The sequence below is a fragment of the Flavobacterium bomense genome (genome assembly GCF_003970355.1).
On the sequence record NZ_RYDJ01000023.1, the window covers coordinates 1 to 25,574 of the forward strand.

A 25,574-nucleotide genomic window follows, 5' to 3' on the forward strand; every position below is an offset into this window, starting at 1 on the left:
TTTCTTTTAAAATACAAGAATTTAGTCCATCCGACAATCCAAAACTAGATGGTAAAAAGCTGGTATTACTTGCTTTTACCAGCTACGGATGGATCAGCGATCAAGGTATTGACTTTAATAAGGTACAATGGTACTTGATTGACAGTAGCGAATGGATGAATATGATAGTAGCCTATGCTAAAGTAGCATCAAAAGAAAAAAGCGATGCAGTACTAAAGGATGCTTTAGCTAATGGCGTTGTCGTTAATAAAGGAATAAAGGCAAAAGGGAAATCTGAAATTCCTTTTTTTAAATTAGAAGGTGATATGTATTTGGTGACCGACTATTCTTCCGAAATGAAATTGATTTATAATGAAAAAACACTCGGAATATTTTTAAAAAAAACGCAGAATTTAGTACAGATGGGAAGAGCAGCTGTAATTGATACGCACGAATTCTTATTTCAACAAAATTAAGTCTAGGAATACCCATCTGTCAACAAATTTAACCTAAAACAAAATATTCAATCACGACTTTTGGGATTTTGTTTGAATGACCTTGGCACCGAAAAGCAAGTCAAACATTTCGGTAATGAGTGTAAGGTAATGGCTGAAATAATTCTCAGCCGTTACGATTCATTCATTAAAAAAAAATCACTAATACACGTGACCACTAATCTTTGCGCTTCAGAACTCGAAGCAAGTTATTAAGACCGCGTACGATCCCGCATGAGACAAATGTTTACCCTCGTAAGATTTATACCAAATTCAAAAGAAAAACGATAACAAACGGCACATTCATAAACTCTAATAAATAACAAACTGCATGAGTCAATAAATATTTAAGTTGATAGTGTTTGAAAGTAAAATAAGGAAGAACAGCCAAATTAAATATCACTAAAAGTGGGTATAGTAATATTCTAGAAAATACTGTTTATTTACAAATCAACAATCAAAACATTATCATTTGATAAAACGAAAGAAACATTAATTCAAAAAAGATATTTAATTTCTTCAAATGAGTGAAACCGTAAAGATTCTTGTCCAAGCACTACCAAAGGTCATCAAAAGTTTGTCCGTTATAGGCACCATCGCCTTAGTCTTAGTAGCAGGTGGCATATTTGTTCACAACATTGCTTTTTTTCATGGGATTTTAACCCAATTGCCTTCCATGGTAACTGAATTTTTAATAGGACTACTCATTGGCCTACTTGTTTTGGGAATTGTATCGCTGTTCAAAAAAATAATTGGTGAAAAATAGGTCCTACAAAACGGAATATATTTTAGATACTCCAATATTTTAAAAATAGCAGGAAAAAATCAACCAAAAGACTCGTGTTTTTATATCTATTACTCCCTTTGTATTAAAGTATTTTATCAAACTAAGCTTACAAAAATTAGATGAATTAGACTTGCTTTTAAGACTGTCTCAAGAAATTGGACGTTAATTTATAAAAAATACATACCGATTTACACAATAAATCCAATCTTTTATCTGAAACTTAGTATATTTCAAAAGCCAATAAGGCGTTTTATAGACCAATTAATTAGTGGTTTAAAAAAATTACGTGTGTTTTTTTTAAAACTACTAATTACTACCTCTTGTAGTTTTACCCTTTATAATTTCGCTCTATTTTACAATATATACGACTATTTAAGGGACTTTAGCACTTTTTATCCAATACGAATTACTCTTATTTTTTCCTTTTTTATTTACACAATATTCTTTATTTTGATAATAAAAATACGATTAATGTAAAAATAAATTTTACTAAAACGTTTTTGTAATAAATTTTACCTTAGGTTTGTGATCAAGCTCCGATTTATTTACACCCTTTTATCATTATGAGAAAAGTTACCATTAAGGATATTGCAATTCAAGCTCAGGTTTCTATATCGACTGTTTCTTTTGTTTTAAATAACAAAGGACCACAAATGGCAATAAGTAAAGTTAAGATTGAAAAAGTAAAAGAAATTGCCAAAAATTTAGGTTACATCCCAAATATGATTGCTAGTAGTTTGAGAACTGGAAAAACAAAATCGATTGGTCTGATTGTAGAAGATATCTCAAATCAATTTTTCTCAGAACTTGCTAAAGTAATTGAAGATCAGTCTCGTATACTAGGATATAAAATTTTTTATTGCAGTACAAATAATGATGATGTACGAACAAATGAATTAATCCAAAGCCTGCTACAGGCAAATGTAGATGGTTTTATTATTACTCCTACAGCCGGTTCCGAAAAAAATATTGATCATCTAATCCAGTTAAATAAACCGGTGGTATTGATTGACCGTTATTTTCCTCACAAAAATGTGAGCTATGTAGTAATGGATAATTACGAAGCTGCAACCGAAGCTGCCAATTTATTAATTAGTAAAGGATTTAAAGACATAGCATTGGTTAATAATACCTCTGGAATGATCCAAATGCAACTCAGGGAAAAAGGATACATGGATGCTTTAAAAAAAGCAGCGATTTATAAAGAAGCACTAGTTTTACATCTCCCTTTTCAAAGTACAGAACAACAACGAATTGAAGAGTTGGTTTCTTTCTTTAAAAAATACCCAGAAATTGATGCAGTAATTTTCTCTGCAAATTATATGGGACTCGCAGGTCTTCAAGCTTTTAAACAGATGAAATATATACTGCCTAAAGACATTTCTATAATTAGTTTTGATGATCATGCCAGTTTTCGATTGCATACTCCTACTATATCCATAATTGAGCAACCTATAGAAAGTTTAGCCATAAAAGTAGTTGAAATTTTGATGGACCAAATTAATAATGAAAAGGAGTTTAAAGTGCAAAAAATAATGCAAAAAGGGAAATTAATTCTAAGAGAATCTATATTTTCTAATAATTAACACGTTTAAGATTCGAGTATTTTTTTATTTAATTTACTAAAACGTTTTAGTACATAGTTTAGTCTAATTGTTTTCAATATAAGGAGAATTACCACATATATTCTTAGAAATAAAATTTAAGGAGGATAAGTAATAACCATTGTATAATGTCGTGTTTTAAAATTAGACAAAATGACGCAACAAATTGATTTTAAACTATTGTTTACAATATTGCTATTTTGACTAGTAAACTTTAGACTTACTTAAGAGATTTGACTTATTTCAAATTTAGACTGGACTAATGCAATAATTACAGAACGACCAATAATAATTAAAATAGTATTAAAAAAACTACCATGAGAAAGAAACACTTTATTTTATTAAGTCTAATTTTCGTTTTTTTTACATCAAAAGCACAAACCGATATTTTTGACGCCGTGAGCTATGTTAACCCGCTGATGGGAACACAGTCTACACACAGTCTCTCTAATGGAAATACCTATCCTGCTATCGCCAGACCTTGGGGAATGAACTTCTGGACTCCACAAACCGGTAAAATGGGAGATGGATGGATGTACACTTACACCGCGGAAAAAATTAGAGGTTTCAAACAAACCCACCAACCATCGCCTTGGATGAATGATTATGGACAGTTTTCCATCATGCCGGTTACCGGTAAATTGGCTTTTTTAGAAGACGACAGAGCTAGCTGGTTTAGCCATAAAGCCGAAATTTCTACCCCTTATTATTATAGCGTTTATCTCGCCGATTATGATGTTACCACCGAAATAACCACTACCGAAAGAGCCGCTCACTTTCAAATAACATTTCCGGAAAATGACAGATCATATATTGTTCTTGATGCTTTCGACAAAGGGTCTTATGTAAAAATAATTCCTTCTGAAAATAAAATAATAGGATATACCACTCTCAACAGTGGCGGAGTTCCTGATAATTTCAAAAATTATTTTGTGTTGGTCTTTGATAAGCCCTTTGCTGATAAATACACCTGGCAAGATCAAAAATTAGATAAAGACAAATTAGAATCTATGTCCAATCATGCTGGAGCGATCATCGGTTTTTCTACTACTAAAGGAGAAAAAATCAATATAAAAGTAGCTTCTTCCTTTATCAGTTTCGAGCAGGCAGAACTCAATATGAAAAGGGAACTGGGCACAGCCACTTTCGAACAAACTAAAATAGAATCCAAAAAAGAATGGAATAAAGTACTAGGAAAAGTCAAAGTCGAAGGCGGAACAGTAGAACAAACCAAAACCTTCTACTCCAGTTTATACCGAACCGTTTGTTTCCCACAGAAACAATATGAAATTGATGCCACTGGAAATCAAGTGCACTACAGTCCCTACAACGGAAAAGTGGAAGCCGGTGCTATGTTTGCCGGTACCGGATTCTGGGATACCTTTCGAGCTTTATATCCTTTATTGAATTTAGTGTATCCTTCCATAAATAAGGAAATGCAAGAAGGCCTAATAAATGCTTACAAAGAAGGGGGCTTTCTTCCGGAATGGTCTAGTCCTGGATTTAGAGATGTAATGGTAGGTAATAATTCGGCATCTGTGGTATCTGATGCCTATTTAAAAGGACTTCGTGGATATGACATTAAAACATTGTATGAAGCACTTTTAAATGGGGCAAATAATGAAGGTCCCTTGAATGCGGTAGGAAGAAAAGGAGTTAATTACTACAATACTTTAGGATATGTGCCAAATGATGTTGGTATAAATGAAAGTGCTGCTAGAACTTTAGAATATGCTTATGATGATTTTACCATATGGCAGCTTGCCAAAGCACTAAAACGTCCCAAAAAGGAAATCAATTTGTTCGAAAAACGAATGATGAATTATAAATTACTTTTCAATCCAGAATTCAATTTGATGAGTGGAAAAAGTAAGGATGGTAAGTTCTCCGCTTCTTTTAATCCGTTCAAATGGGGTGGTGATTTTACCGAAGGAAACAGCTGGCATTACAGCTGGAGTGTATTTCATGACATGCAGGGTTTGATTGATTTAATGGGGGGAGAAAAAATATTCACCTCTCAACTGGATGCTGTTTTTAGCTTGCCTCCTATTTTTGACGATAGTTATTATGGCGCAACCATACATGAAATACGAGAAATGCAAGTCATGAATATGGGACAATATGCGCATGGTAACCAACCGATTCAGCATCTTATTTATTTGTACAACTATGTTGGCCAGCCTTGGAAAACCCAATACTGGTCCCGAGAAGTAATGAATAAATTATACAAACCAACACCAGATGGCTATTGTGGGGATGAGGATAATGGGCAAACCTCTGCTTGGTATGTTTTTTCTGCAATGGGCTTTTATCCCGTATGCCCGGGAACGGATGAATATGTTCTGGGAGCTCCTTTATTCAATAAAATAAGTTTGGAACTTGAAAACGGAAAAAATGTAACCATTAATGCTCCCAATAACTCTGATGAAAACATATATGTAGCTGATTTAAAATGGGATAACACTCCTTTTACTAAGAATTTCATAAAGCATTCCGACTTACAAAATGGCGCTATCTTGGATTTTAACATGACCAATACCTCAAATAAAGAGAGAGGGACAGACCCAAAATCCTATCCTTATTCATATTCAAGCTCAAAATAAACAGTATGCAATCACGTAGAAAATTCATTCAGAATACAAGTGTCATAACAGCCGGTTTACTAACAATTCCTATGGTTTCCTTTGCTTTTCCAGCTAAAGATTTTACAAGTAAAAGACCTCCTTTATCTGAAAGAAAATTTACCAGTACGGCTGTAGAAGCGGCAATAATAAAAGTCAAAAAACAAATAGCAAATCCTGAATTGGCATGGTTATTTGAAAACTGCTTCCCTAATACATTAGACACCACGGTTGATTTTGAAATTATAAATGGAAAACCGGATACCTACGTAATCACAGGTGACATTGACGCCATGTGGTTAAGAGACAGTACCGCACAAATTTGGCCCTATTTGCCTTATATCAAAGAGGATCTCAAACTCAAAGAGTTAGTCAAAGGAGTCATCAACCGTCAGACTAAATGTATTTTACTGGATCCTTATGCCAACGCCTTTTATAAAGATGTGAATCAAATAAGTGAGTGGAAAAATGATCTTACGGATATGAAACCGGGTATCCACGAACGCAAATGGGAAATTGACAGCCTCTGTTATCCCATTCGACTTGCTTATGGGTACTGGAAAGAAACTGGAGATACCAGCTTGTTTGACAAAGACTTCAAAGAAGCAATGTTCTTAGTGTTGCAGACTTTTAAAGAACAACAACGACATGAAAATCTGGGACCTTACAGTTTTCAAAGAACAACAGCGTGGGCTACTGATGGAGTTCCTTTGGGTGGTTATGGTTATCCAGTAAAGCCATGTGGCTTAATCGTATCTACTTTTAGACCAAGTGATGATTGTACTTTATTGCCGTTTTTGATTCCAAGCAATATGTTTGCCATTGAGGTTTTAGGGTATCTAATGAAACTGTTTTCACTGCCTGCAATCAAAGATGATTCCTTAGTTGCCAAAGCAAAAGAATTACAAGTACAGGTAAAGAAAGGTCTGGAAGAACAAGGAATAATTAATCATCCCAAATTAGGGAAAATTATTGCTTTTGAAGTAAATGGTTTTGGTAGTTTTCACATGATGGACGATGCCAATGTTCCTTCCATTCTATCACTTCCTTATTTAGGAGCTATAGCACCAGATGACTCTTTATACCTTGCCACCCGTAACCTAATATTGTCTGAAAATAACCCCTTTTTTTATAAAGGAAAAGCAGGAGAAGGAGTTGGCGGCCCCCATACTGGGGTAGATACTATTTGGCCTATGAGTATTATCCTTAGGGCTATAACCAGCGTTGAGGAGGATGAAATTAGAAAATGCATCCATATTTTATTGAAAACTCATGCGGATACCGGTTTTATGCATGAGTCCTTTCACAAGGATGATGCAACAAAATTTACCCGCAAATGGTTTGCTTGGGCAAATACTCTTTTTGGAGAAATGATCGTACAAACAAGTATTAATTACCCACACCTGCTCAAAGAAAAGAACGGCTAGTTTTCTTTAAAAAAAATATTGTTTTTTCTGTTGTACACCTACTCTATTGGATTTTCAATAGTATAGGCAGGGGCTTCTTATCGTAAATTCTGAGCAAGTACCCTTATAGAAATAAGGTATGAATGCCAAAAAAATTAAATAATTATGAAATCCAATTACAACAAATATCCTGCAACTCTAACAAAAGGCACACTGTTCCTGGGCTGGAAAAAGGCTATGGATCAGTTGAAAACGGAAATAAATAAAGAGCGATTTTTAATAGTCTTCGATATTTATATTGGAATTTATACCTCTGAATTTTTAACAGAAATAAAAACTTATAAATCTGAACTTTTCATCAATACTAGCGATTTATTTTTAAAGGAAGAAGAAGTTCTAAAGATGACTTCCCGATTTATGACCAACGATAGTTTGTTTGGTTATGTAACCAATTTAACAATGATTGATTATTTTGATCCTATAAAACTGGAAAAAGCAAGACAATCAATTAAGGATTCTAATGGACTCACAATTGTTTTCGGACCTGGTGCGGAGTTAGTGGATAAAAATTATGACAAATTAATTTATGCTGATTTAGCCCGATGGGAAAGTCAGTTGCGATTTCGTACACAATCCGCTCCAGCTTTAGGCATAGATGACAGCAAGGAGCCCTTTGCAATACAATACAAAAGAGCCTATTTTAATGACTGGATTATTTGTGATCAACATAAAAAAACCTTGTTTGATAAGGTCGATTACTGGATAGACACACACATCGCCAACCTGCCAAAAATGATCCACAAAGAAACGTTTTTTAATGGAATCCACAAAACCATCGAAGGCCCTTTCAGGGTAGTTCCTTTCTTTGATCCTGCTCCATGGGGTGGTCAATGGATGAAAAAAGTATGCGATCTGGATCAGGATAAACCAAATTATGGCTGGTGTTTTGATGGAGTTCCCTCTGAGAACAGCCTGCTCTTAAATATCAATGGAGACTGCTTTGAAATGCCTTCCATTAATTTAGTTTTTCTTAAAAGCAGCGCATTATTAGGAGAACCCGTAAAATCGCGGTTTGGAGAGGAATTCCCCATTCGCTTTGATCTTTTGGATACTATGGAAGGCGGGAATCTTAGCCTGCAGGTACATCCTACGACCCAATTTATTCGAGATAATTTCGGAATGCAATATACCCAGGATGAAAGCTATTACATCCTGGATGCAAAAGAAAATGCCTTTGTATATCTAGGTTTAAAGACGGGAGTTGATAAAGAAAATATGATCAACGATCTCCGGGAGGCTGAAAAGGGCAAAATTGTCTTTGACGCCGACAAATACATTAATAAAATACCTGCTAAAAAACACGATCATTTCCTCCTACCCGCCGGAACTGTACATTGCTCCGGAGCGAATACGCTAGTTCTTGAAATAAGCGCTACGCCAAGCCTGTTCACTTTTAAACTATGGGATTGGCAGCGTCTTGGATTAGATGGTAAACCCAGACCTATCAATATTGAAAGAGGAAAAGAAGTAATCAATTGGGAATACCAAACGGATTATATCTATAAAAATATGGTGAATACTATCATTCCAATTGCAGCGAGTAAAGCTTGGAAAGAGGAATCAACAGGACTTCATCCCCGTGAATTTATTGAAAGTCGTCGTCATTGGTTTACGGAGAAAGTAAGCCACAATACGAACAATAGTGTAAACCTTATAAATTTAATAGCAGGAGATGAAGTCGTAGTAGAAAGTCCGGAAGGAAAATTCGAGCCTTTTCATGTACACTATGCCGAAACATTTATTGTTCCTGCATCTGTCGAAAATTATACAATAACTCCTTTTGGAACCGGCATCGGCCAACAATGTGCTACTATTAAAGCTTACGTAAGAATTTAATATTTAAAATAATAAAAATGTATACAAACGATAATCGAATTGTGATGACACTTGATGCCGGAGGTACAAATTTTGTTTTCTCTGCAATCAAAGGAAATCAGGAAATTGTAACTCCTGTAATATTTCCTTCCAATTCAGACAATTTGGAAAAATGTCTAAATACAATTAAAGAAGGTTTTTGTATTATAAAAAAAGAGTTAAATGCCCATCCAGCAGCCATTAGCTTTGCCTTTCCTGGACCGGCTGATTATAAAAATGGTATCATTGGAGATCTTCCGAACTTTCCTTCTTTTCGCGGTGGTGTAGCACTAGGCAGCTTTTTAAGAGAAAATTTTGATATCCCAGTTTTTATAAATAATGATGGAAATCTATTTGCTTATGGGGAAGCTTTGGCTGGCCTGCTACCCGAAGTAAATACCAACTTAAAAAATGCCGGTAATTCAAAACAATATAAAAACCTTTTAGGAATTACCATAGGTACTGGATTTGGTGCTGGTATAGTAATTAATAATAATTTAAATATTGGCGACAATGAGTGCGGTGGCGATGTATGGTTATTGCCTAATAAAAAATTTCCAAATATAATAGCCGAAGAAAGTGTCAGTATTCGAGCGGTACAAAGAGTATATGAAGAAATCACAAAAGATAATTCTGAAAAATCACCAAAAGATATTTTTGAAATAGCCGAAGGGATAAAGCTTGGCGATAAAGAAGCAGCAATCAAAAGCTTCGAAGAACTTGGGGAAGCTGTGGGCGATGTAATTTCTCGAATTATTAATGTTATGGATGGCTTGGTCGTAATTGGCGGAGGATTATCAGGTGCTGAAAAATATATTTTCCCTGCTATTTTAAAAGAACTGAATTCCACTGTGGGAACCTTTGATAGTAGTTATTATCCTAGTTTACAAATGGAAGCGTTTAATCTGTCCGATTCTTCTGAGTACATAGAATTTCTAAAAGAAAAATCAAACCTCATCAATGTTCCCTTTTCTAATAACCAAGTGCGATATAATCAATCTAAAAAGACCGGAATTGCAATATCAAAGCTCGGAGCAGCGAAAGCCATTTCATTGGGCGCCTACGCTTTTGCTTTGGAACAATTAAATAAAAACGAAAAAAAGCTTGAAATAAGCCTATAAACAATACGATACTATCAAAAAAAAATGATGAATACCTAAAAAATTTACTTTTTGAATTAAAAAAAATAAAATGAAAAATAGCAATTATAACCTCAAAAAAATACTTCCCATTCTATTTGGTTTCTTTATTGTTGGTTTTGTGGATCTTGTTGGTACCGCGACAAACAACATTAAACATGATTTTAATCTAAGTGACTCCATGGCTAGTACATTGCCTATGGTTGTATTCCTTTGGTTTTTAATTTTCTCTATTCCAGTGGGTTTATTAATGAATCGCATCGGAAGAAAGAAGACAGTTCTTCTAAGTATGATCGTTCATTTAATCGCTTTTTTGCTACCATTATTTGCTTATAACTTTACAATCATTTTAATAACTTTCGCATTACTAGGAATAGGTAATACTATTATTCAGGTTTCCCTAAATCCACTATTGTCTAATGTGGTACAAAACAATAAACTTACTGCCAGTCTTTCTGCAGGACAGTTTGTAAAGGCAATATCATCTTTTTTGGGACCGATAATTGCCGCTTACGCCGCCAAAGAATTTGGGGATTGGACGCTAATTTTTCCCGTTTATCTGATAGCTACTTTGGCATCCTCCTTTTGGTTGTTGGTTACTCCCATCACCGAAAACCAGACCATTCACTCTTCCTCCTTCAAATCCTCTTTATCATTGCTAAAAAATCCAACAGTATTAAAATTGTTTATTGGAATTTTTACAGTCGTGGGCATTGATGTCGGAATTAATACAATAGCGCCAAAACTAATGGAAGAACGTATTTTTGGAATGACCTCCCTAGACTCCGTTTATGCTATTAGTGTCTATTTCATATTTCGTACTATCGGCTCTTTTCTGGGGAGTATTATGCTTTCCTATGTTTCAGTCCGAAAATTTTATATCACTAGTACTTTTATTGCTATAAGTTCTTTACTTGCTCTAATTTTTGCTGATAACTTAAACATACTCTACTTATTTATAGCCTTAGTAGGCTTATCGGTTTCTAATATCTTTTCTATCGTTTTTTCCTATGCGCTTCAATATTTACCCGATAAATCAAATGACATTTCTGCCTTGTTAATTATGGGGATTTCTGGAGGTGCCTTATTTCCTTGGTTAATGGGCTTAGCATCCGATAGCTTAGAATTACAGGCTGGAGCTTTAATTGTACTGATACTATGCTGCGTATACCATATTTATCTTTCGTTTTTTGTAAAAAAGGTAGAAATCGAAACTGTTGATAAATAAAAAATTAAATTTTGAGAACCAAAACTAATTATTAAAATGTCCAGATGCCATAAAAATGCATCATTTAAAAACCCTAGTGCTTATGCTAAAAAATCTTTAACTAACAAAAAATCTTTAACTAAATAATTTTTTATTATATGAATATACAGAAAAAACAGTCTGATTTTTACAGACTATTCAAATCGCGTCTCACAAGTATCTGTAGCGCATTTATCTTCCTTTTTTCAATGACTGCCTTTGGACAAAATATCCAAATAACAGGCGAAGTACTAGATACAAAAAACAATACTTTACCAGGAGTAAATGTGGTTGTAAAAGGTACATCAATAGGTACAATTACTGATTTAGACGGTAAGTTTAGTATTACTGTGCCAAGTGAATCCTCAGAACTCGAATTTTCTTCATTGGGATTCGTTACAAGTATTCGCAAGGTAGGTCAATTAACAACGATTAATATCATATTAGCCGAAGACTCTCAGGAATTAGATGAAGTTGTTGTGGTGGGCTATGGTGTACAGCGAAAATCTGACGTTACTGGTGCCATAGGTAAAATTACATCCAAAGAAATCCTTGAAAACCCCTCTTTTAATGCTCTAGAAAGTATGAGAGGTAAAGTATCCGGAGTTAATGTTTACACAAATTCTGGCTCACCTTCAGGGAGTAATAGAGTAGTCATTAGAGGAGTCGGTACCATTAATTCTTCATCAAATCCACTTTATGTAGTGGATGGAGTTGCCATGCAGGATTTTCAATTTCTAAATCCCAATGACATCGAAAGTATGGAAGTCTTAAAAGACGCTTCTTCAACAGCGATTTATGGAGCTAGAGGAGCTAATGGAGTTATTTTAGTGACCACCAAAAGAGGGAACAAAAGTGACAAAATTACCGTTGCCTATGACACTTATGTCAGTTTTGGTCAATTGCGGAAACAAATGGATGTATTAGACTCAAATCAGTTACTGCAAGTGATTAAAACGGGCTATGCCAATGCCCCTAAATATAATGACTATCAGCCGGGAGCTGCTCCTGTACTAACCACTAATGATCCTCGCTTATTTGATGCGAATGGACAGCCACTTTACAATACAAATTGGCAAGAAGAGGCTACTAGAACTGCTATCTCTCAAAATCACCAAATTAGTATTCAACAAGGGGGAGAAAAATCATCGGTAGGTGCTTTTTTAAATTTTACAGACAGTCAAGGGATTATGCTGAATTCCTATATGAAAAGGATTAATGCAAAATTTGCCTTTGATGTTAAACCTAAAGAATGGTTTGATTTTGGAATTAACATGCTCGTTAATCGTACAAATGAAAATGCGGTTGAGGAAGATGGTGGCGGGCAGTCACCCAGGAGAACTATGATTGAAATGCCTTCGTTTTTTCCTGTAAAATATCCGGATGGTTCCTGGAGTAATTCTTTAGGTACAACTGATAATTTTGGATTTGAAGGAATGGCTAATCCGGTTCATGTGCTAGAAACTCAGGAGCGTTTACGCAATCGTACTCAAATCTTTGGTAATGCTGCTTTGACCTTTCATATTTTACCTGGTCTGGATTTAAAAACTCAATTTGGAGTTGATAACCAATATCGTAATTATAAAGATTATTGGCCTACCGATTTAGTAAATATCTCTGCCCCTAATGGTTTTGCTCAAATCACAAACGAACAAAACATGTATTGGCAACAAGAAACGTTCCTTACTTTCAATAAAGATTTAGGCGATAATCACCGTATAAATTCGGTACTAGGTCTGAGTTGGCAGGAAAATAGTTTTGAAAGAAGTGGTTCGGCCACTAGAGGTTTTTCTGATAATTTTTTCAAATACAATAATATGGGAGCAGCGACAACACCTGATCCTCCTACTTCATTATCAGAAAGCTGGGCTATGAATTCGTACTTTGTGCGTACCGGCTATACTTATAAAGATCGTTATTTATCAACATTCACCGCCAGAATGGATGGTTCTTCCCGATTTGGTGCCCAAAACAAATATGCCTTCTTCCCTTCTTTGGGTCTAGGTTGGATCGCATCTAAAGAAGATTTTTTTGTAAATAATCTTAAGTTTATAAACCAATTAAAATTTAGAACCAGTTATGGACTTACAGGAAATTCCGAAATTGGAACCTACAGATCTCTGGCAACTATAGCCTCCGGTACTGCTCTGATTAATGGAGAACGTGCTCCCTCATCCTACTCTAACAGACTTCCTAACAGCAATTTAAAATGGGAGAAAACTTCACAATTCGATATCGGCTTTGACCTAAGTATGTTTCAAAATAGAGTTTCTCTCGAATTTGACTATTATTACAAATCCACAACCGATCTTTTGTTAGATCGTCCGGTTCCGCATAGTACTGGTTTTACATCCGTACTCGATAATATTGGTGAAGTATCGAACCGTGGAGTAGACATCCTAGTTTCAACAGTAAACATTGAAAACAATGATTTTTCTTGGAATACCTCTTTGAATTTAAACTTCAACAAAAACCGTATTGAAAAATTAGGCACGAACAACGAAGATATTGAACCAGGTCCTTTTTGGGTATCAGGAAGTCAGACAATCTTGCGCGTTGGGGAGTCTTTGGGATCTTTCTATGGATATACTCGTTTAGGAACTTGGAGTACAGATGAAGCTGCTGAAGCCGCCTTAGTAAATCAAATTCCGGGTGAGGCTAAAAGATCAACTACAAAAAGTATTTTAGGAAGTGGTTTACCTGATTGGACTGGAAGTTTTATAAATAAATTACGATATAAAAATTTTGATTTCATCCTGGACTTTCAATTTGTTAAGGGAGGCGAAATTCTTCAACAGTTTTTTCACTCTACTCAGGATAGAACGGGTTATGGTAATGGTTTAGTTGAAACACTAACCGAAGCTTGGACTGAACAAAATCAAAACACGATGGTACAACAAATTCGGAATGGCCCTATTAGCGGTCAAAGTTCGGAAATGGACAGCCAGTGGGTTTCCGATGGATCTTATCTTCGACTGAACTCTATCTCTTTTGGATATAACTTCCCCGATACGTTTCTTGAAAAAAGTGGTATTAATCGTTTAAGAATCTATTCTACATTAAACAATGCATGGGTTTTAAACGCCAAGTCCTTTAAAGGTTTTGATCCCGAAGGATCTTCACAAGGAGGAAATCAATGGGGACAGAATATGTTCTTCTTTCAATATCCAAGGCCAACAACGCTCACTTTTGGACTTAATGTTAGTTTTTAACCAACCTTTAATTGAAATTTAATATGAAAAAATCTATTATACTTTTAACGGGACTCCTTTTAATATTGAACTCTTGTTCTGATTTCTTAGTTGAAGAGCCCCTAAGTGAAATTACACAAAATCAATATTTCACTTCACCCAATCATGCGTATGCTGCAGTAAATCAGCTGTATCGTGGCGGGATTCAGGACCTTACTTATGCTGCTAGTGCTTATAACGGTCCTAAACTAATGAGTGGCGGATACATGTCAGGCTTCTTTGACAATCCTAACTATAAAGGACAGGAACAATTTATTGTTCAAAGTCAAAGCCTTAGTCTTAATGCGCAAACAAGTGCTGGTTATCTCGATGGAATTTGGGATCCTTGTTATAGAGCAATTGCTAGAGCTAATTTTGCTATTGAAAATATTCCTGTAACTCCAGGTTTAAACGATAATGAAAAAAAGCAACTTTTAGCAGAAGCCTATTTCTTCAGGGCGTTTAATTATTTCTATTTAGTAAAATATTTTGGAGACGTACCCCTTATTATTGATACCCTCCAAGAGGATATTTATGTTGCACGTTCAACTTCAAAAATAGTATACGAACAAATGATTACGGATCTTACTTATGCTAGTAAAGAAGGAGGTTTAGAAGACCTTCCTATGCCAAAAAACAATTTCAGAATCTCAAAAGGTGCTGTTAATACCCTTTTGGCTGATATTTATTTGCATATGAGTGGATTTCCAGTTCAGGCGAATAAATATGCCGAAGCAGCAACAACGGCTCGGGAAATTATCAATTCAGGAAACTATAGACTAATCCAAAATGGAAATACAACTACTAATAGTGCCTATAATATTATGAGAACTTCTGATAGCGAAGATGAATACATGTATCAGGTTGAATATATGTCAGGTATTGCAACGAATGGATGGATGGCAACCTATTCTTTTCCAACAGGTGCTGTTAGCTGGCCTGGACAAATTTTCAAATTTGCTATTACCACGGAAGTCTTTTTGCCTCGCCCCGGATTACTAGCTATTTATGACAGCACCGAAGATATTAGAATTCAGGAAAAACAATTTTTTCATTCACAGTTTACCTATGATTATTCTAATTCTAGCGGTACAAATACCGAGACAAGAAATTTTCCAACGATGCCCTATTTGTGGTTTGACCAAAATGCTTTATTTACTTCAGGGCAACAAGACAAAGATTTTAAAATATACCGCTACGCCGAAGTATTGCTTATTGCCGCAGAAGCAATTGCCAAAACAGAAGGAGTCACTGCCGAAGCTAGAGGCTATTTAGCCCAAGTTAGAAGCAGAGCTTCACTTACAGGAAAAAGTGTGGAAACAGTTTCAACCGAACTGGCTGCTTTATCTCCCAATCAATTTATTGAAGAAGTTTGGAAAGAAAGACTGAGAGAGTTTCCTCTTGAATTTAAAATCTGGGAGGATATGCAACGTACCCGTAAAATCATGAAAACCAACATTAATAATAAGGGAGTAATCTCTTTTATTGATCTTATAGGGGCACAAAACACTTGGGGAAATACATTTCAGGCCAGAGACCTTCTTTATCCAATATCTGCTAATGAATTACAACGTAATCCAAATTTAACTCAAAATGAGGGCTACTAAAATATAAATCTAGTATTAAAAGGGAAGAAAAGAGCATGAAAAAAGTATTGAAATAGCTTGCTCTTCCCTTTTTTATTTTTGAATTAAGGGTAAATTAAATCTCCTAATAAACAAAAAAAGCATGCAAAATCTAACATATCTCTTACTCTTATTCTTCTTAATTCCCGAATTTAAGAAAGAGAGCACTGAAACAAAAACACTTTGGCAAATTGGCACTAAAAATAATAAAGCCGATGAATTTGCTCTGAAATCAGGTGCTTATCAAGACTTTCTGAAAAAAGATTTTGGTTGGGAAGACCGATATTATCTAATTGGTGTTTCAAAGCCTGAAAAAGACTGGCCATACATCATACCAGGTCCTCAGGATAAATGGGGCGGTACTGGTGGTACTTCAGGGATACGAACAAATGTGATGACTATTTTATTTGGAATGGATACACTTCCAAAACAAGGAAAATATAAATTAATTGTCACGGTTTTAGAAACTTCTGAAAAATTGGAGTCGTTGTTAAAAATTACCGTGAATTCTAAATCTTGGAAATACAAACTAAAGACCGGCACTGGTGATATTAGCCTCAAAAAAGAACCTAATACGCGAAACTCACAAATTATAAGTATTGACATAGATTCGGAGATAATCACCACTCATGGAAATGAAATACAAGTCGGTATTATTGAAGGTTCCTGGCTTATTTTTGATGAAATAAGACTCGAAGGCCCCGCTGCTGCCAGTATCTCAAAAACACACCAAGCTGCCTTTATACGTAAAGTGAAGGCCGCAGATTATGAATTAAAAAACAAAATGATTCAACCCTTATTAATTGATGTCGAACATTTGAATGGCACGCCGGAATTGACGGTTAAATTAGATGATTCTCTTATTTTTAAACAAAAAACAGAGCAGGGTCGTTACCTCTTTGAGGCTCCCATGCCAGCAGTGTTAAGTACTCAGAAATCTAATTATAGTATCGCTTTAGACGGTAAAATAATTGAAAACGGTACCATAATTAGATCTCCTCAAATCGAAGCTTCAATAGCTAATTACGTAGACACAAGAATAGGAACGGCCCATTCCCGATGGATGATTGCCCCAGGACCTTGGATGCCTTTTAGTATGGTTAAACTGAGTCCTGACAATCAAAATGACGGTTGGCAGTCCGGATACGAGCCTTCTTTTGAAAGTATTGGAACTTTTAGTCACATTCACGAATGGACTATGGCTGGATTAGGAATGATGCCGACATCCGGTGAACTTAAGACCGATATTGGGGATCAAAGTGTCGATTTGATCAATCCTATAGTGCTTGATAATAATACAAAACCAGCTTTATCCGGATACAGATCTAGAATTGACAAGGCTTCCGAAAAAACTCCGCTCGGATATTACAGTGTCAAATTAACAGATTATAATATTTTAGCCGAATTAACAGCGACCAATCGATGTGGCTTTCAAAGATATACCTATCCCAAAGGGGCCAAAGCCAGAGTAATGATTGATTTACAAATACCATCCGAATACAAGTATCTCGTTCAGAATGCTGAAATAAGGCAAATCAATAATCGAAGAATTGAGGGATTCAGCAAACAACTCTCCGCAGATGCATGGTCTGGAGGAGTCGATCAGGAATACACCATTTATTTTGTTATAGAATTTGATCAAGATATTAATAAATTCGGTGGATGGGAGAATGAGCTCGTATCTAAAAATAGAAGTATTAAGGGTACTAACCTATCGAAAGTGGGAGCCTATGTAGAGTTTGATACGCGAGAAAATCAAATAATTCAGACACGTTCAGCAATTTCATATGTTGATATTGAAGGGGCACGTGGGAATCTCAAGACAGAAATATCGGATCCTTTTAAATGGAATTTCGAAGAAATCCGTCAGGCTCAGGTTGATTCTTGGAATAAAATTCTAAATCGAGTTGAAATTAGTTCGAATGACAAGCGGGAAAAAACACGTTTTTATACCAACCTTTACCGATCCTATTGCAGGAATACTTACAGTGATTCTGACGGACGCTGGGTGGATGCTACCGAAAAAATACAAAAATTCTCCGATACTGATGCCCTTGCCTTAGGCTGTGATGCCTTTTGGAATACCTTTTGGAATTTGAATCAAGTATGGAATTTAATAACACCGGAATGGTCAAGCCGATGGGTTAAATCGCAATTGGCCATGTTTGATGCTAACGGATGGCTGGCCAAAGGCCCCGCAGGCATGGAGTATATTCCTGTAATGGTCGCAGAACATGAAATACCTCTTTTAGTAGGAGCGTATCAAATGGGAATACGCGATTATGATACCGAAAAACTTTTTGCAGCGGTAAAAAAAATGCAAACTACGCTTCCTCAAAAAATTGGTGGCGGCTATGCCGGAAACGAGGACTTAGCTCCCTACTTAAAATACGGCTATGTCCCTTCCGATAAAGGACGCTTTTCCAATAGCCTGGAATATTCCTTTGATGATTGGACTGTGGGGCAATTAGCACTAGCCTTAGGCAAAAAACAAGACTACGAAATATTTAATGATCGAGGCAATTGGTGGAGAAATGTTATTGAACCCAAATCCGGATATGCACAACTTCGCAACAGCGAGGGTATTTGGCAATCGGACTTTGATCCTTTTAAATCAGGGGCAAACCACCATTATGTAGAAGGGAATGCCTGGCAGCTCAGCTTTTTTGTTCCTCAAAATATACCTGCTTTAGCAAATGCAATAGGAAAAGATCGTTTTATCGAACGATTAAATTGGGGTTTCGAGCAAAGCGAACCCTGGAGATATAATGCTCCTGGAGATCAATATTGGGATTTTCCAGTAGTGCAGGGAAATCAACAATCCATGCATTTTGCTTTCTTATTTAATTGGGTCGATCAACCTTGGAAAACTCAGAAATGGTCAAGATCAATACTGGATCGTTATTATGGATTTGATATTTCAAATGCTTATTTAGGGGATGAAGATCAGGGCCAAATGAGTGCCTGGTTTATAATGGCGGCACTGGGCTTATTTCAAACAGATGGTGGTACCCGCTTAGATCCGATTTATGAAATTGGGAGTCCATTATTTGAAAAGGTAACCATTGATCTTGGGCAAAAATACGATCGAGGCAAAAAGTTTACAATCGAGGCAAAAGAAACCTCAAGAAAAAATATTTATGTACAATCAGCAAACCTCAACGGAAAAGTATTAAACAGCTTTCAATTCCCGGTAAGTGAATTGCTCAAAGGCGGTAAATTAAGTCTGATCATGGGACCAGAACCCAATAAAAAATGGGGAACAAAATAGATTATAAATACCAATAACGCATCAAATAATAACTTAAAAATAAACATATGAATTATTTTGTAAAAAAAAGCGTACTGATTTTAGGCCTGGCATTAGCTTTTGGTTCCTGTCAAAAAGATTCAGAAAAAAAGATTGATAACCTGACACAATATGTAGATCCTTTTATTGGTTCAGGAGGCCACGGCCATGTTTTTGTTGGCGCCAGTGTTCCTTTTGGCGGAATCCAGTTGGGTCCTAGTAATTTTTATAAAGGCTGGGACTGGTCTTCCTCCTATCATTTTTCAGATAGTATTGTAAAAGGTTTTACCCATCTAAATTTAAGTGGAACTGGGATTTCTGATTTAGGGGAACTTTCGGTTTTGCCAACTGTTGGAGTCCGAAAAGTTTGGTCTGGAAATCAAGACCGCCCAAAGGAGGGTTATGCCTCGCTTTACAATAAAACGACAGAAGCTGTAAAACCAGGATATTACACGGTCGAATTAGAGGATTATAATATTAAAGTGGAACTCTCTGCTACGGAACGGGTGGGTATTCATAAATATACATTTCCGGCGAATAAAGAATCCAGAGTAATTGTCGATTTAAGCGAAGGAAACTCCGATATTGCCGTAGAAACCTTTATCCGCCAAATTAACGATACTACTTTTGAGGGCTATAGGTATTCAAAAGGATGGGCTGAAGATGAAAGAGAATACTTCTCCTTGATACTCTCAAAACCGGTAAAGAATTTTGTAATCTACAATGAAAATACCAAATTGGAGGGAAACGAAGCTAAAGGAAAATTGATCAAAGGATTCTTAGAATTTTCGACAACTGAAAAAGAGATTCTGTATCTAAAAATGGGAGTTTCACCAGTAAGCATGAAAAATGCCTTAGCTAATATTCAAGCTGAAATTCCAAATTGGGATTTTGACAAAGTAGTGGCTGATGCCGATGCTAAATGGAATAAAGAGCTTTCAAAAGTCACAATCAAAACAGAGGATGAAGCTAAAAAAAGAGTGTTTTATACTGCGCTTTACCACACCATGATTGCTCCTAATCTCTATAATGATGCTAACGGAGAATACCGAGGGACCGATAAAAAAGTATACTCGGATCCCGGATTTAATAACTACACTTTATTTTCGCTTTGGGATACCTACCGCGCAGCACATCCTCTTTTCACAATTACCCAACCCGGGCGTGTAAGTGATATGATCAATTCCATGCTTTTGATTTTTAAACAACAAGGAAAACTTCCGGTATGGCATTTAAGAGGGAATGAAACCAATACGATGCCGGGTTATAGTGCCATTCCCGTGATTGTTGATGCTTGCCTTAAAGGATTCGAAGGAATTAATTTAGAAGAGGCTTATCTTGCCGTGAAAACATCGGCTACTGGTGATTTTGAACCCGGGGTGAAAGATATGCTGAAATACGGCTACATACCCGCTGATCATGGTCCTGAATCGGTAGCAAGTGCTATGGAATATGCCATTAGTGACTGGGCAATCTCTAAGTTAGCAGAAAAATTAGGCAAAAAAGAAGATGCTAAATACTTTGGAGAAAGAGCAAAAGGCTATAAAAAATACTTCGATCCTGAAACAAGATTCATGCGAGGTAAAATGTTGGATGGTAACTGGAGAACTCCTTTTGATCCCGTTTCTGCACAACACAGGATTAATGATTATTGTGAAGGGAATGCCTGGCAATATTTATGGATGGTCCCTCAGGATCCTGAAGGGCTGATCGAACTTCTTGGCGGCGACAAGCATTTTGTTGCAAAACTGGATGAACTTTTTAGTCGGTCTTCAAAATTAGACGAAGGTGCTTCAATGGATATTTCAGGATTGATCGGACAATATGCACATGGTAATGAACCGAGTCATCATACAACTTATATGTATGCTTATGCCGGAGAGCAATATAAAACTGCTGATAAGGTTGACTATATTTTGAATGAACTCTATACCGACAAGCCTGATGGTTTGAGTGGAAATGAAGATTGTGGCCAAATGTCCGCCTGGTATGTGTTCTCTTCTATGGGTTTCTATCCCGTAAATCCATCCAATGGAATGTATGTATTTGGCAGACCTCTTTTTGATGAGGTTACCATTGCTTTACCTGATAATAAAAACTTTAAAGTAGAAACGGAAAACAATAGTTTCAAAAATATTTATATTCAATCAGTTACTTTAAATGGAAAAAAACATTCAAAATCGTTTATCACTCACAAGGAAATTTTAAAAGGTGGAGAACTTAAGTTTGTTATGGGACCTAAACCAAATCTCGAATTTGGAAAAAAACAAGAAGATCGTCCCAAATCCATTGTTTATTAATAAATTATAAAGCTAAAATTTTGATTCTGATGCTCGGATAGCAAATCCTAAACGCTATTTCGCATTGGAATCAAATTTTATTGGTTTGATAAGCTATTGTATTTAAAAATAACCATCCTGTTTTTTAAGCTGGGATTATCAAAACACATCAAATTTCTTTTTTATTTTCTGAAATCTGAAACACGAATTATGAAAAAAAATTTAATTGCTTGTATTGTAATTGGCACTGCTATAAACCTAAAATTAATAGCACAAACCAAAATAAATAGCACTATAAAAACTCCAATTGACCAAATACAATGGATCAATTATGTACAACCGAATATAGGTACAGCGCATTCGCGTTGGTTTTTTTATACGCCCGCTGCTATGCCTTTTGGAATGGCAAAATTAGGCCCCTCAACTAATGGGCATTACGGAAATGCTTCCGGTTGGGAAGCCGTTGGATATGATTACCGCCATACTTCCATCGAAGGTTTTGCCGCTTTCCATGAATTTCAAATTGGAGGTATTGTTACTGCTGCAACCGTTGGTGATATTCAAACCGTCCCAGCAAAACTTGAAAATCCTGACCAAGGATATCGATCCCGATTCAATAAAGAAAATGAATTTGCGACTGCAGGTTACTATGCTGTGCTACTTAAAGATTATAATGTAAAAGCTGAATTGACAGCAACGAATAGGGTGGCATTTCAAAAATACACGTTTCCTAAAAGCAGGCAATCAAATCTAATTTTTGACATTGGAAATCAGCAAGGGGAAAGCGGTAAGGTAAAAAAAGCTTTTGTAACGCTCGTCGATCATAATAAAATAGAAGGATATGTAATAACGGAGCCTGAATATGTCAAAGTGTATCAACCAGGAGCTACTGTGAGCATGTTTTTTTCTGCTATAATTAGTAAAAAACCGGATTCATGGGGTACTTTTCGAAACGATACTATCTATGCTGATAATCAAAGTATCGAAGGAGTTGGTGCTGGATTATATCTGGTTTTTGATACCGAAAAAGAAGAGAAAATTGAAATTAAAATGGGATTATCCTATACCTCTATTCAAAATGCAAGACTCAATTTAGCAGCTGAAGCGGCTGAATTAAACTTTGAGCAGGCCAAACAATTGGCAACCCAAACATGGAATGATCAATTAGGACGTATTGCCGTTGAAAGCAAAGACGAAAAGTCAAAGATAAAATTTTATACAGGACTATATCATGCTCTTCTTGGAAGAGGTCTTGCAAGTGATGTAAATGGTCAATATCCTAAAAATGATGGTAGTATTGGACAAATTACTCTGAATAATAAGGGAGTTCCATTACACAATCATTACAATACTGATGCTGTTTGGGGCGCTTTTTGGAATCTCACACAACTCTGGGCTTTAGGCTATCCAGAATATTATTCCGACTTTATAAAAAGTCAACTACTGGTCTATAAGGAAACCGGCTGGCTTGGAGATGGAATAGCTAACAGCCGCCTTGTTTCTGGAGTAGGCACCAATTTTGTCAGCTTAATTATAGCGTCTGCATATTCGTCTGGAATAAGAGATTTTGATATTGATCTCGCCTACGAAGCGGCACTTAAAAATGAAATCACTTGGAAAAATCGACCCGAAGGCGCTGGTAAAATGGACCTCAAACCTTTTGTAAAATCAGGCTACATCAATTTTACAAAAGCTTTTGGAAAAAGTAATGCCAAAGGCTCTGGATTTAGTGCTTCTCACACCTTAGAATATGCCTTTAGCTCATTTGCTGTAGCTCAGATGGCAAAGCAACTGGGCAAAAAAGAGGATTATGATAAGTTAATGAAACAATCTAAATCATGGGAAAATCTATTCGATCCAAAAACACAATTAATTCGTCCTAAAAACAAACAGGGTAAATTCACAGATCCTTTCGACCCCTATGCGCCATGGGAAGGTTTTCAAGAAGGTAATGCAATCCAATATACCTTCTATGTGCCGCATGATCCGGAACGTTTAATTGCTAAGATTGGAAAAGAAACCTTCAATAATAGATTAGACAGCATTTTTACTCTTTCTCGCAAAACAGTATTTGGGGGCGGTAAAGAAATTGATGCTTTTGCAGGAATAAAAACACTATACAATCATGGTAATCAACCCAACCTTCACATTTCATGGCTATTTAATTTCTCTGACAAACCCTATCTTACCCAAAAATGGACCCGTGCTATTTGTGACGAATTTTATGGTACAGAAGGAATCCATGGCTATGGATACGGTCAAGATGAAGATCAGGGTCAATTAGGTGCTTGGTATGTTATGGCTGCTATCGGTTTGTTTGATGTAGGCGGTCTTACAAAGGAAAATCCAGAATTCCAAATTGGAAGTCCCCTATTTGATAAACTAACCATCAACTTGAATCAGGACTACTACAAAGGGAAACAATTCAGTATTGAAACCAGAAATAACAGTAAAAATAATTTCTATCTAAAAAACATAAAATGGAACTGCAAGAAACAATTTAAGGCCGCTATTCCCTTTTCTGAAATAACTAAAGGCGGTATACTGTTACTAGACATGTCTGATAAACCTATTCAATAACGAATCTAATAATATGATTATGAAAACATATTTTCTTTTTTTAATCCTCTCAGCCTTATTCTTTTTATCCTTAACTGTAACAGGACAAAAAGCGGTTATGAAGCCCGAATTAGTGTATAAAATCAAAACAGATACCCGTTTAAAAACAGTATCAGAAAAAGCGCGAAAGCTAGTTTCCTCTGGTTTTAACGCAGGAGATGGTTATTCCGAAGTATGGATTCGGGATTTGAATACTTTTACCGATCTCGCTACTAAAGTCGCCGATAAGGAAAAGCTGAAAGAGGCTCTGCTTACCTTTTTTAAATTCCAGGGAAAAGACGGTAACATCATGGATGGTTATACTGAAATTAAAAATGCCAGTAGTGGTGGTGTTTTTTATTACAGCAAACTCGCACCAGAATTTGCAGCCCACAAAAACACCGTGGAAACAGATCAGGAAACTTCGCTTATTCAGGCTTTATATAAATATGTAAAAGCTACTGGAGACCACTCCATTTTAAAAGAAAAAATTGACAACAGCACTGTAGAAGAACTCATGGGTAAAGCATTAACCTTTTTACTGGAACACCGTTTTGATAAAAAATACGGCTTACTTTGGGGAGCTACAACAGCCGATTGGGGTGACGTTCAACCGGAGCATGATTGGGGTGTAGTTATCGACAGTTCCAGTCATTTTGCAATTGATATTTATGACAATGCCATGTTTGTTATTGCACTTAATAATTATATTGATTTGTTAGCCCTTGAAAATCAAAAAAAACCTTGGCTACTGATCAAAGAAAAAATAGTAAGCAATACTAAAAAACACCTTTGGGACAAAAAAAACAATAAATACAGAACTCATATATATCTCAAGGACTCTCCTTTTCCTAAAGATTTTGATGAAAATAAAATCTACTATCATGGTGGTACCGCAATTGCCATTGAGGCTGGTTTACTAAACAAAAAACAAGTGAAACAAGCTTACGAAAAGATGAAAGCGAATGTAAAATCAGCAGGAGCGCAGACTATAGGGCTCACTCTTTTTCCCGTTTATCCAAATGGTTTTTTTAAAAATAAAGGAATGAGTGAGTATGGTTATCAAAATGGAGGAGATTGGACTTGGTTTGGTGGCAGAATGGTACAACAATTAATACACTATGAATTATATGATGAAGCATTTGAAGCACTTTCTCCTATGCTGGACAGAGTGCTACTTCACAAAGGATTCTACGAATGGTGGACTCCTGCAGGAGAACCAAAGGGTTCTGGCCAATTTAGAGGGTCTGCCGGAGTTCTTTGGTCTGCGATTGAGCAATTAAACGCTCAATCCGTCCAAGAATAAAAGAGAACTAATAGTATCCATCTAATTCCCAGCTTGCCTCCTATTCTTCAATAGTTA

At 36.0% G+C, this 25,574-nt stretch carries 13 protein-coding genes and 1 pseudogene; all 14 read left to right on the forward strand.

The features are described from left to right. Nucleotides 1-455, forward strand: a pseudogene (locus tag EKL98_RS17625) (hypothetical protein); the annotation flags it as partial. Nucleotides 456-996: 541 nt separating this feature from the next. Beyond that, nucleotides 997-1,239 (forward strand): DUF808 family protein, encoded by a 243-nt coding sequence (locus tag EKL98_RS14645; RefSeq protein ID WP_126562987.1) that lies wholly within the window; start codon nt 997-999, stop codon nt 1,237-1,239. A gap of 584 nt (nt 1,240-1,823) precedes the next feature. Beyond that, entirely contained in the window at nt 1,824-2,846 is a 1,023-nt protein-coding gene (locus EKL98_RS14650; protein WP_126562988.1) for a LacI family DNA-binding transcriptional regulator, read from the forward strand. 335 nt (nt 2,847-3,181) lie between these two features. Continuing rightward, nucleotides 3,182-5,467 (forward strand): GH92 family glycosyl hydrolase, encoded by a 2,286-nt coding sequence (locus EKL98_RS14655; RefSeq protein WP_126562989.1) that lies wholly within the window; start codon nt 3,182-3,184, stop codon nt 5,465-5,467. 5 nt (nt 5,468-5,472) lie between these two features. Further along, nucleotides 5,473-6,912 (forward strand): glycoside hydrolase family 125 protein, encoded by a 1,440-nt coding sequence (locus EKL98_RS14660; RefSeq protein ID WP_126562990.1) that lies wholly within the window; start codon nt 5,473-5,475, stop codon nt 6,910-6,912. A 144-nt stretch (nt 6,913-7,056) separates the two neighbouring features. Further along, the gene (locus EKL98_RS14665; RefSeq protein WP_199740709.1) at nt 7,057-8,787 is read left to right on the forward strand and encodes a class I mannose-6-phosphate isomerase; all 1,731 of its coding nucleotides are present in this window, start codon (nt 7,057-7,059) and stop codon (nt 8,785-8,787) included. 17 nt (nt 8,788-8,804) lie between these two features. After that, nucleotides 8,805-9,926, forward strand: coding sequence for an ROK family protein (locus EKL98_RS14670; protein ID WP_126562992.1), 1,122 nt, complete (start codon nt 8,805-8,807; stop codon nt 9,924-9,926). 70 nt (nt 9,927-9,996) lie between these two features. Next, on the forward strand, nt 9,997-11,172 hold the full coding sequence (locus EKL98_RS14675) for an MFS transporter (protein WP_126562993.1): 1,176 nt from the start codon (nt 9,997-9,999) through the stop codon (nt 11,170-11,172). A gap of 137 nt (nt 11,173-11,309) precedes the next feature. Beyond that, the gene (locus tag EKL98_RS14680) at nt 11,310-14,402 is read left to right on the forward strand and encodes a SusC/RagA family TonB-linked outer membrane protein (protein WP_199740710.1); all 3,093 of its coding nucleotides are present in this window, start codon (nt 11,310-11,312) and stop codon (nt 14,400-14,402) included. Nucleotides 14,403-14,425: 23 nt separating this feature from the next. After that, nucleotides 14,426-16,027 (forward strand): RagB/SusD family nutrient uptake outer membrane protein, encoded by a 1,602-nt coding sequence (locus EKL98_RS14685; RefSeq protein WP_126562994.1) that lies wholly within the window; start codon nt 14,426-14,428, stop codon nt 16,025-16,027. A 121-nt stretch (nt 16,028-16,148) separates the two neighbouring features. Further along, a complete protein-coding gene (locus EKL98_RS14690) occupies nt 16,149-19,316 on the forward strand; it encodes a GH92 family glycosyl hydrolase (protein ID WP_126562995.1) in 3,168 nt (1,055 codons plus the stop codon). Nucleotides 19,317-19,363: 47 nt separating this feature from the next. Beyond that, nucleotides 19,364-21,634, forward strand: coding sequence for a GH92 family glycosyl hydrolase (locus EKL98_RS14695; RefSeq protein WP_126562996.1), 2,271 nt, complete (start codon nt 19,364-19,366; stop codon nt 21,632-21,634). A 189-nt stretch (nt 21,635-21,823) separates the two neighbouring features. Continuing rightward, on the forward strand, nt 21,824-24,193 hold the full coding sequence (locus EKL98_RS14700; RefSeq protein WP_126562997.1) for a GH92 family glycosyl hydrolase: 2,370 nt from the start codon (nt 21,824-21,826) through the stop codon (nt 24,191-24,193). A 19-nt stretch (nt 24,194-24,212) separates the two neighbouring features. Further along, nucleotides 24,213-25,517, forward strand: coding sequence for a GH36-type glycosyl hydrolase domain-containing protein (locus EKL98_RS14705; protein WP_199740711.1), 1,305 nt, complete (start codon nt 24,213-24,215; stop codon nt 25,515-25,517). The last annotated feature ends 57 nt before the right edge of the window (nt 25,518-25,574 follow it).

Excerpts from the sequence above, each read along its gene's own strand:
- EKL98_RS14645 (WP_126562987.1), top strand. The coding sequence starts at position 997 with ATGAGTGAAACCGTAAAGATTCTTGTCCAAGCACTACCAAAGGTCATC.
- EKL98_RS14650 (WP_126562988.1), top strand. The coding sequence starts at position 1,824 with ATGAGAAAAGTTACCATTAAGGATATTGCAATTCAAGCTCAGGTTTCT.
- EKL98_RS14655 (WP_126562989.1), top strand. The coding sequence starts at position 3,182 with ATGAGAAAGAAACACTTTATTTTATTAAGTCTAATTTTCGTTTTTTTT.
- EKL98_RS14660 (WP_126562990.1), top strand. The coding sequence starts at position 5,473 with ATGCAATCACGTAGAAAATTCATTCAGAATACAAGTGTCATAACAGCC.
- EKL98_RS14665 (WP_199740709.1), top strand. The coding sequence starts at position 7,057 with ATGAAATCCAATTACAACAAATATCCTGCAACTCTAACAAAAGGCACA.
- EKL98_RS14670 (WP_126562992.1), top strand. The coding sequence starts at position 8,805 with ATGTATACAAACGATAATCGAATTGTGATGACACTTGATGCCGGAGGT.
- EKL98_RS14675 (WP_126562993.1), top strand. The coding sequence starts at position 9,997 with ATGAAAAATAGCAATTATAACCTCAAAAAAATACTTCCCATTCTATTT.
- EKL98_RS14680 (WP_199740710.1), top strand. The coding sequence starts at position 11,310 with ATGAATATACAGAAAAAACAGTCTGATTTTTACAGACTATTCAAATCG.
- EKL98_RS14685 (WP_126562994.1), top strand. The coding sequence starts at position 14,426 with ATGAAAAAATCTATTATACTTTTAACGGGACTCCTTTTAATATTGAAC.
- EKL98_RS14690 (WP_126562995.1), top strand. The coding sequence starts at position 16,149 with ATGCAAAATCTAACATATCTCTTACTCTTATTCTTCTTAATTCCCGAA.
- EKL98_RS14695 (WP_126562996.1), top strand. The coding sequence starts at position 19,364 with ATGAATTATTTTGTAAAAAAAAGCGTACTGATTTTAGGCCTGGCATTA.
- EKL98_RS14700 (WP_126562997.1), top strand. The coding sequence starts at position 21,824 with ATGAAAAAAAATTTAATTGCTTGTATTGTAATTGGCACTGCTATAAAC.
- EKL98_RS14705 (WP_199740711.1), top strand. The coding sequence starts at position 24,213 with ATGAAAACATATTTTCTTTTTTTAATCCTCTCAGCCTTATTCTTTTTA.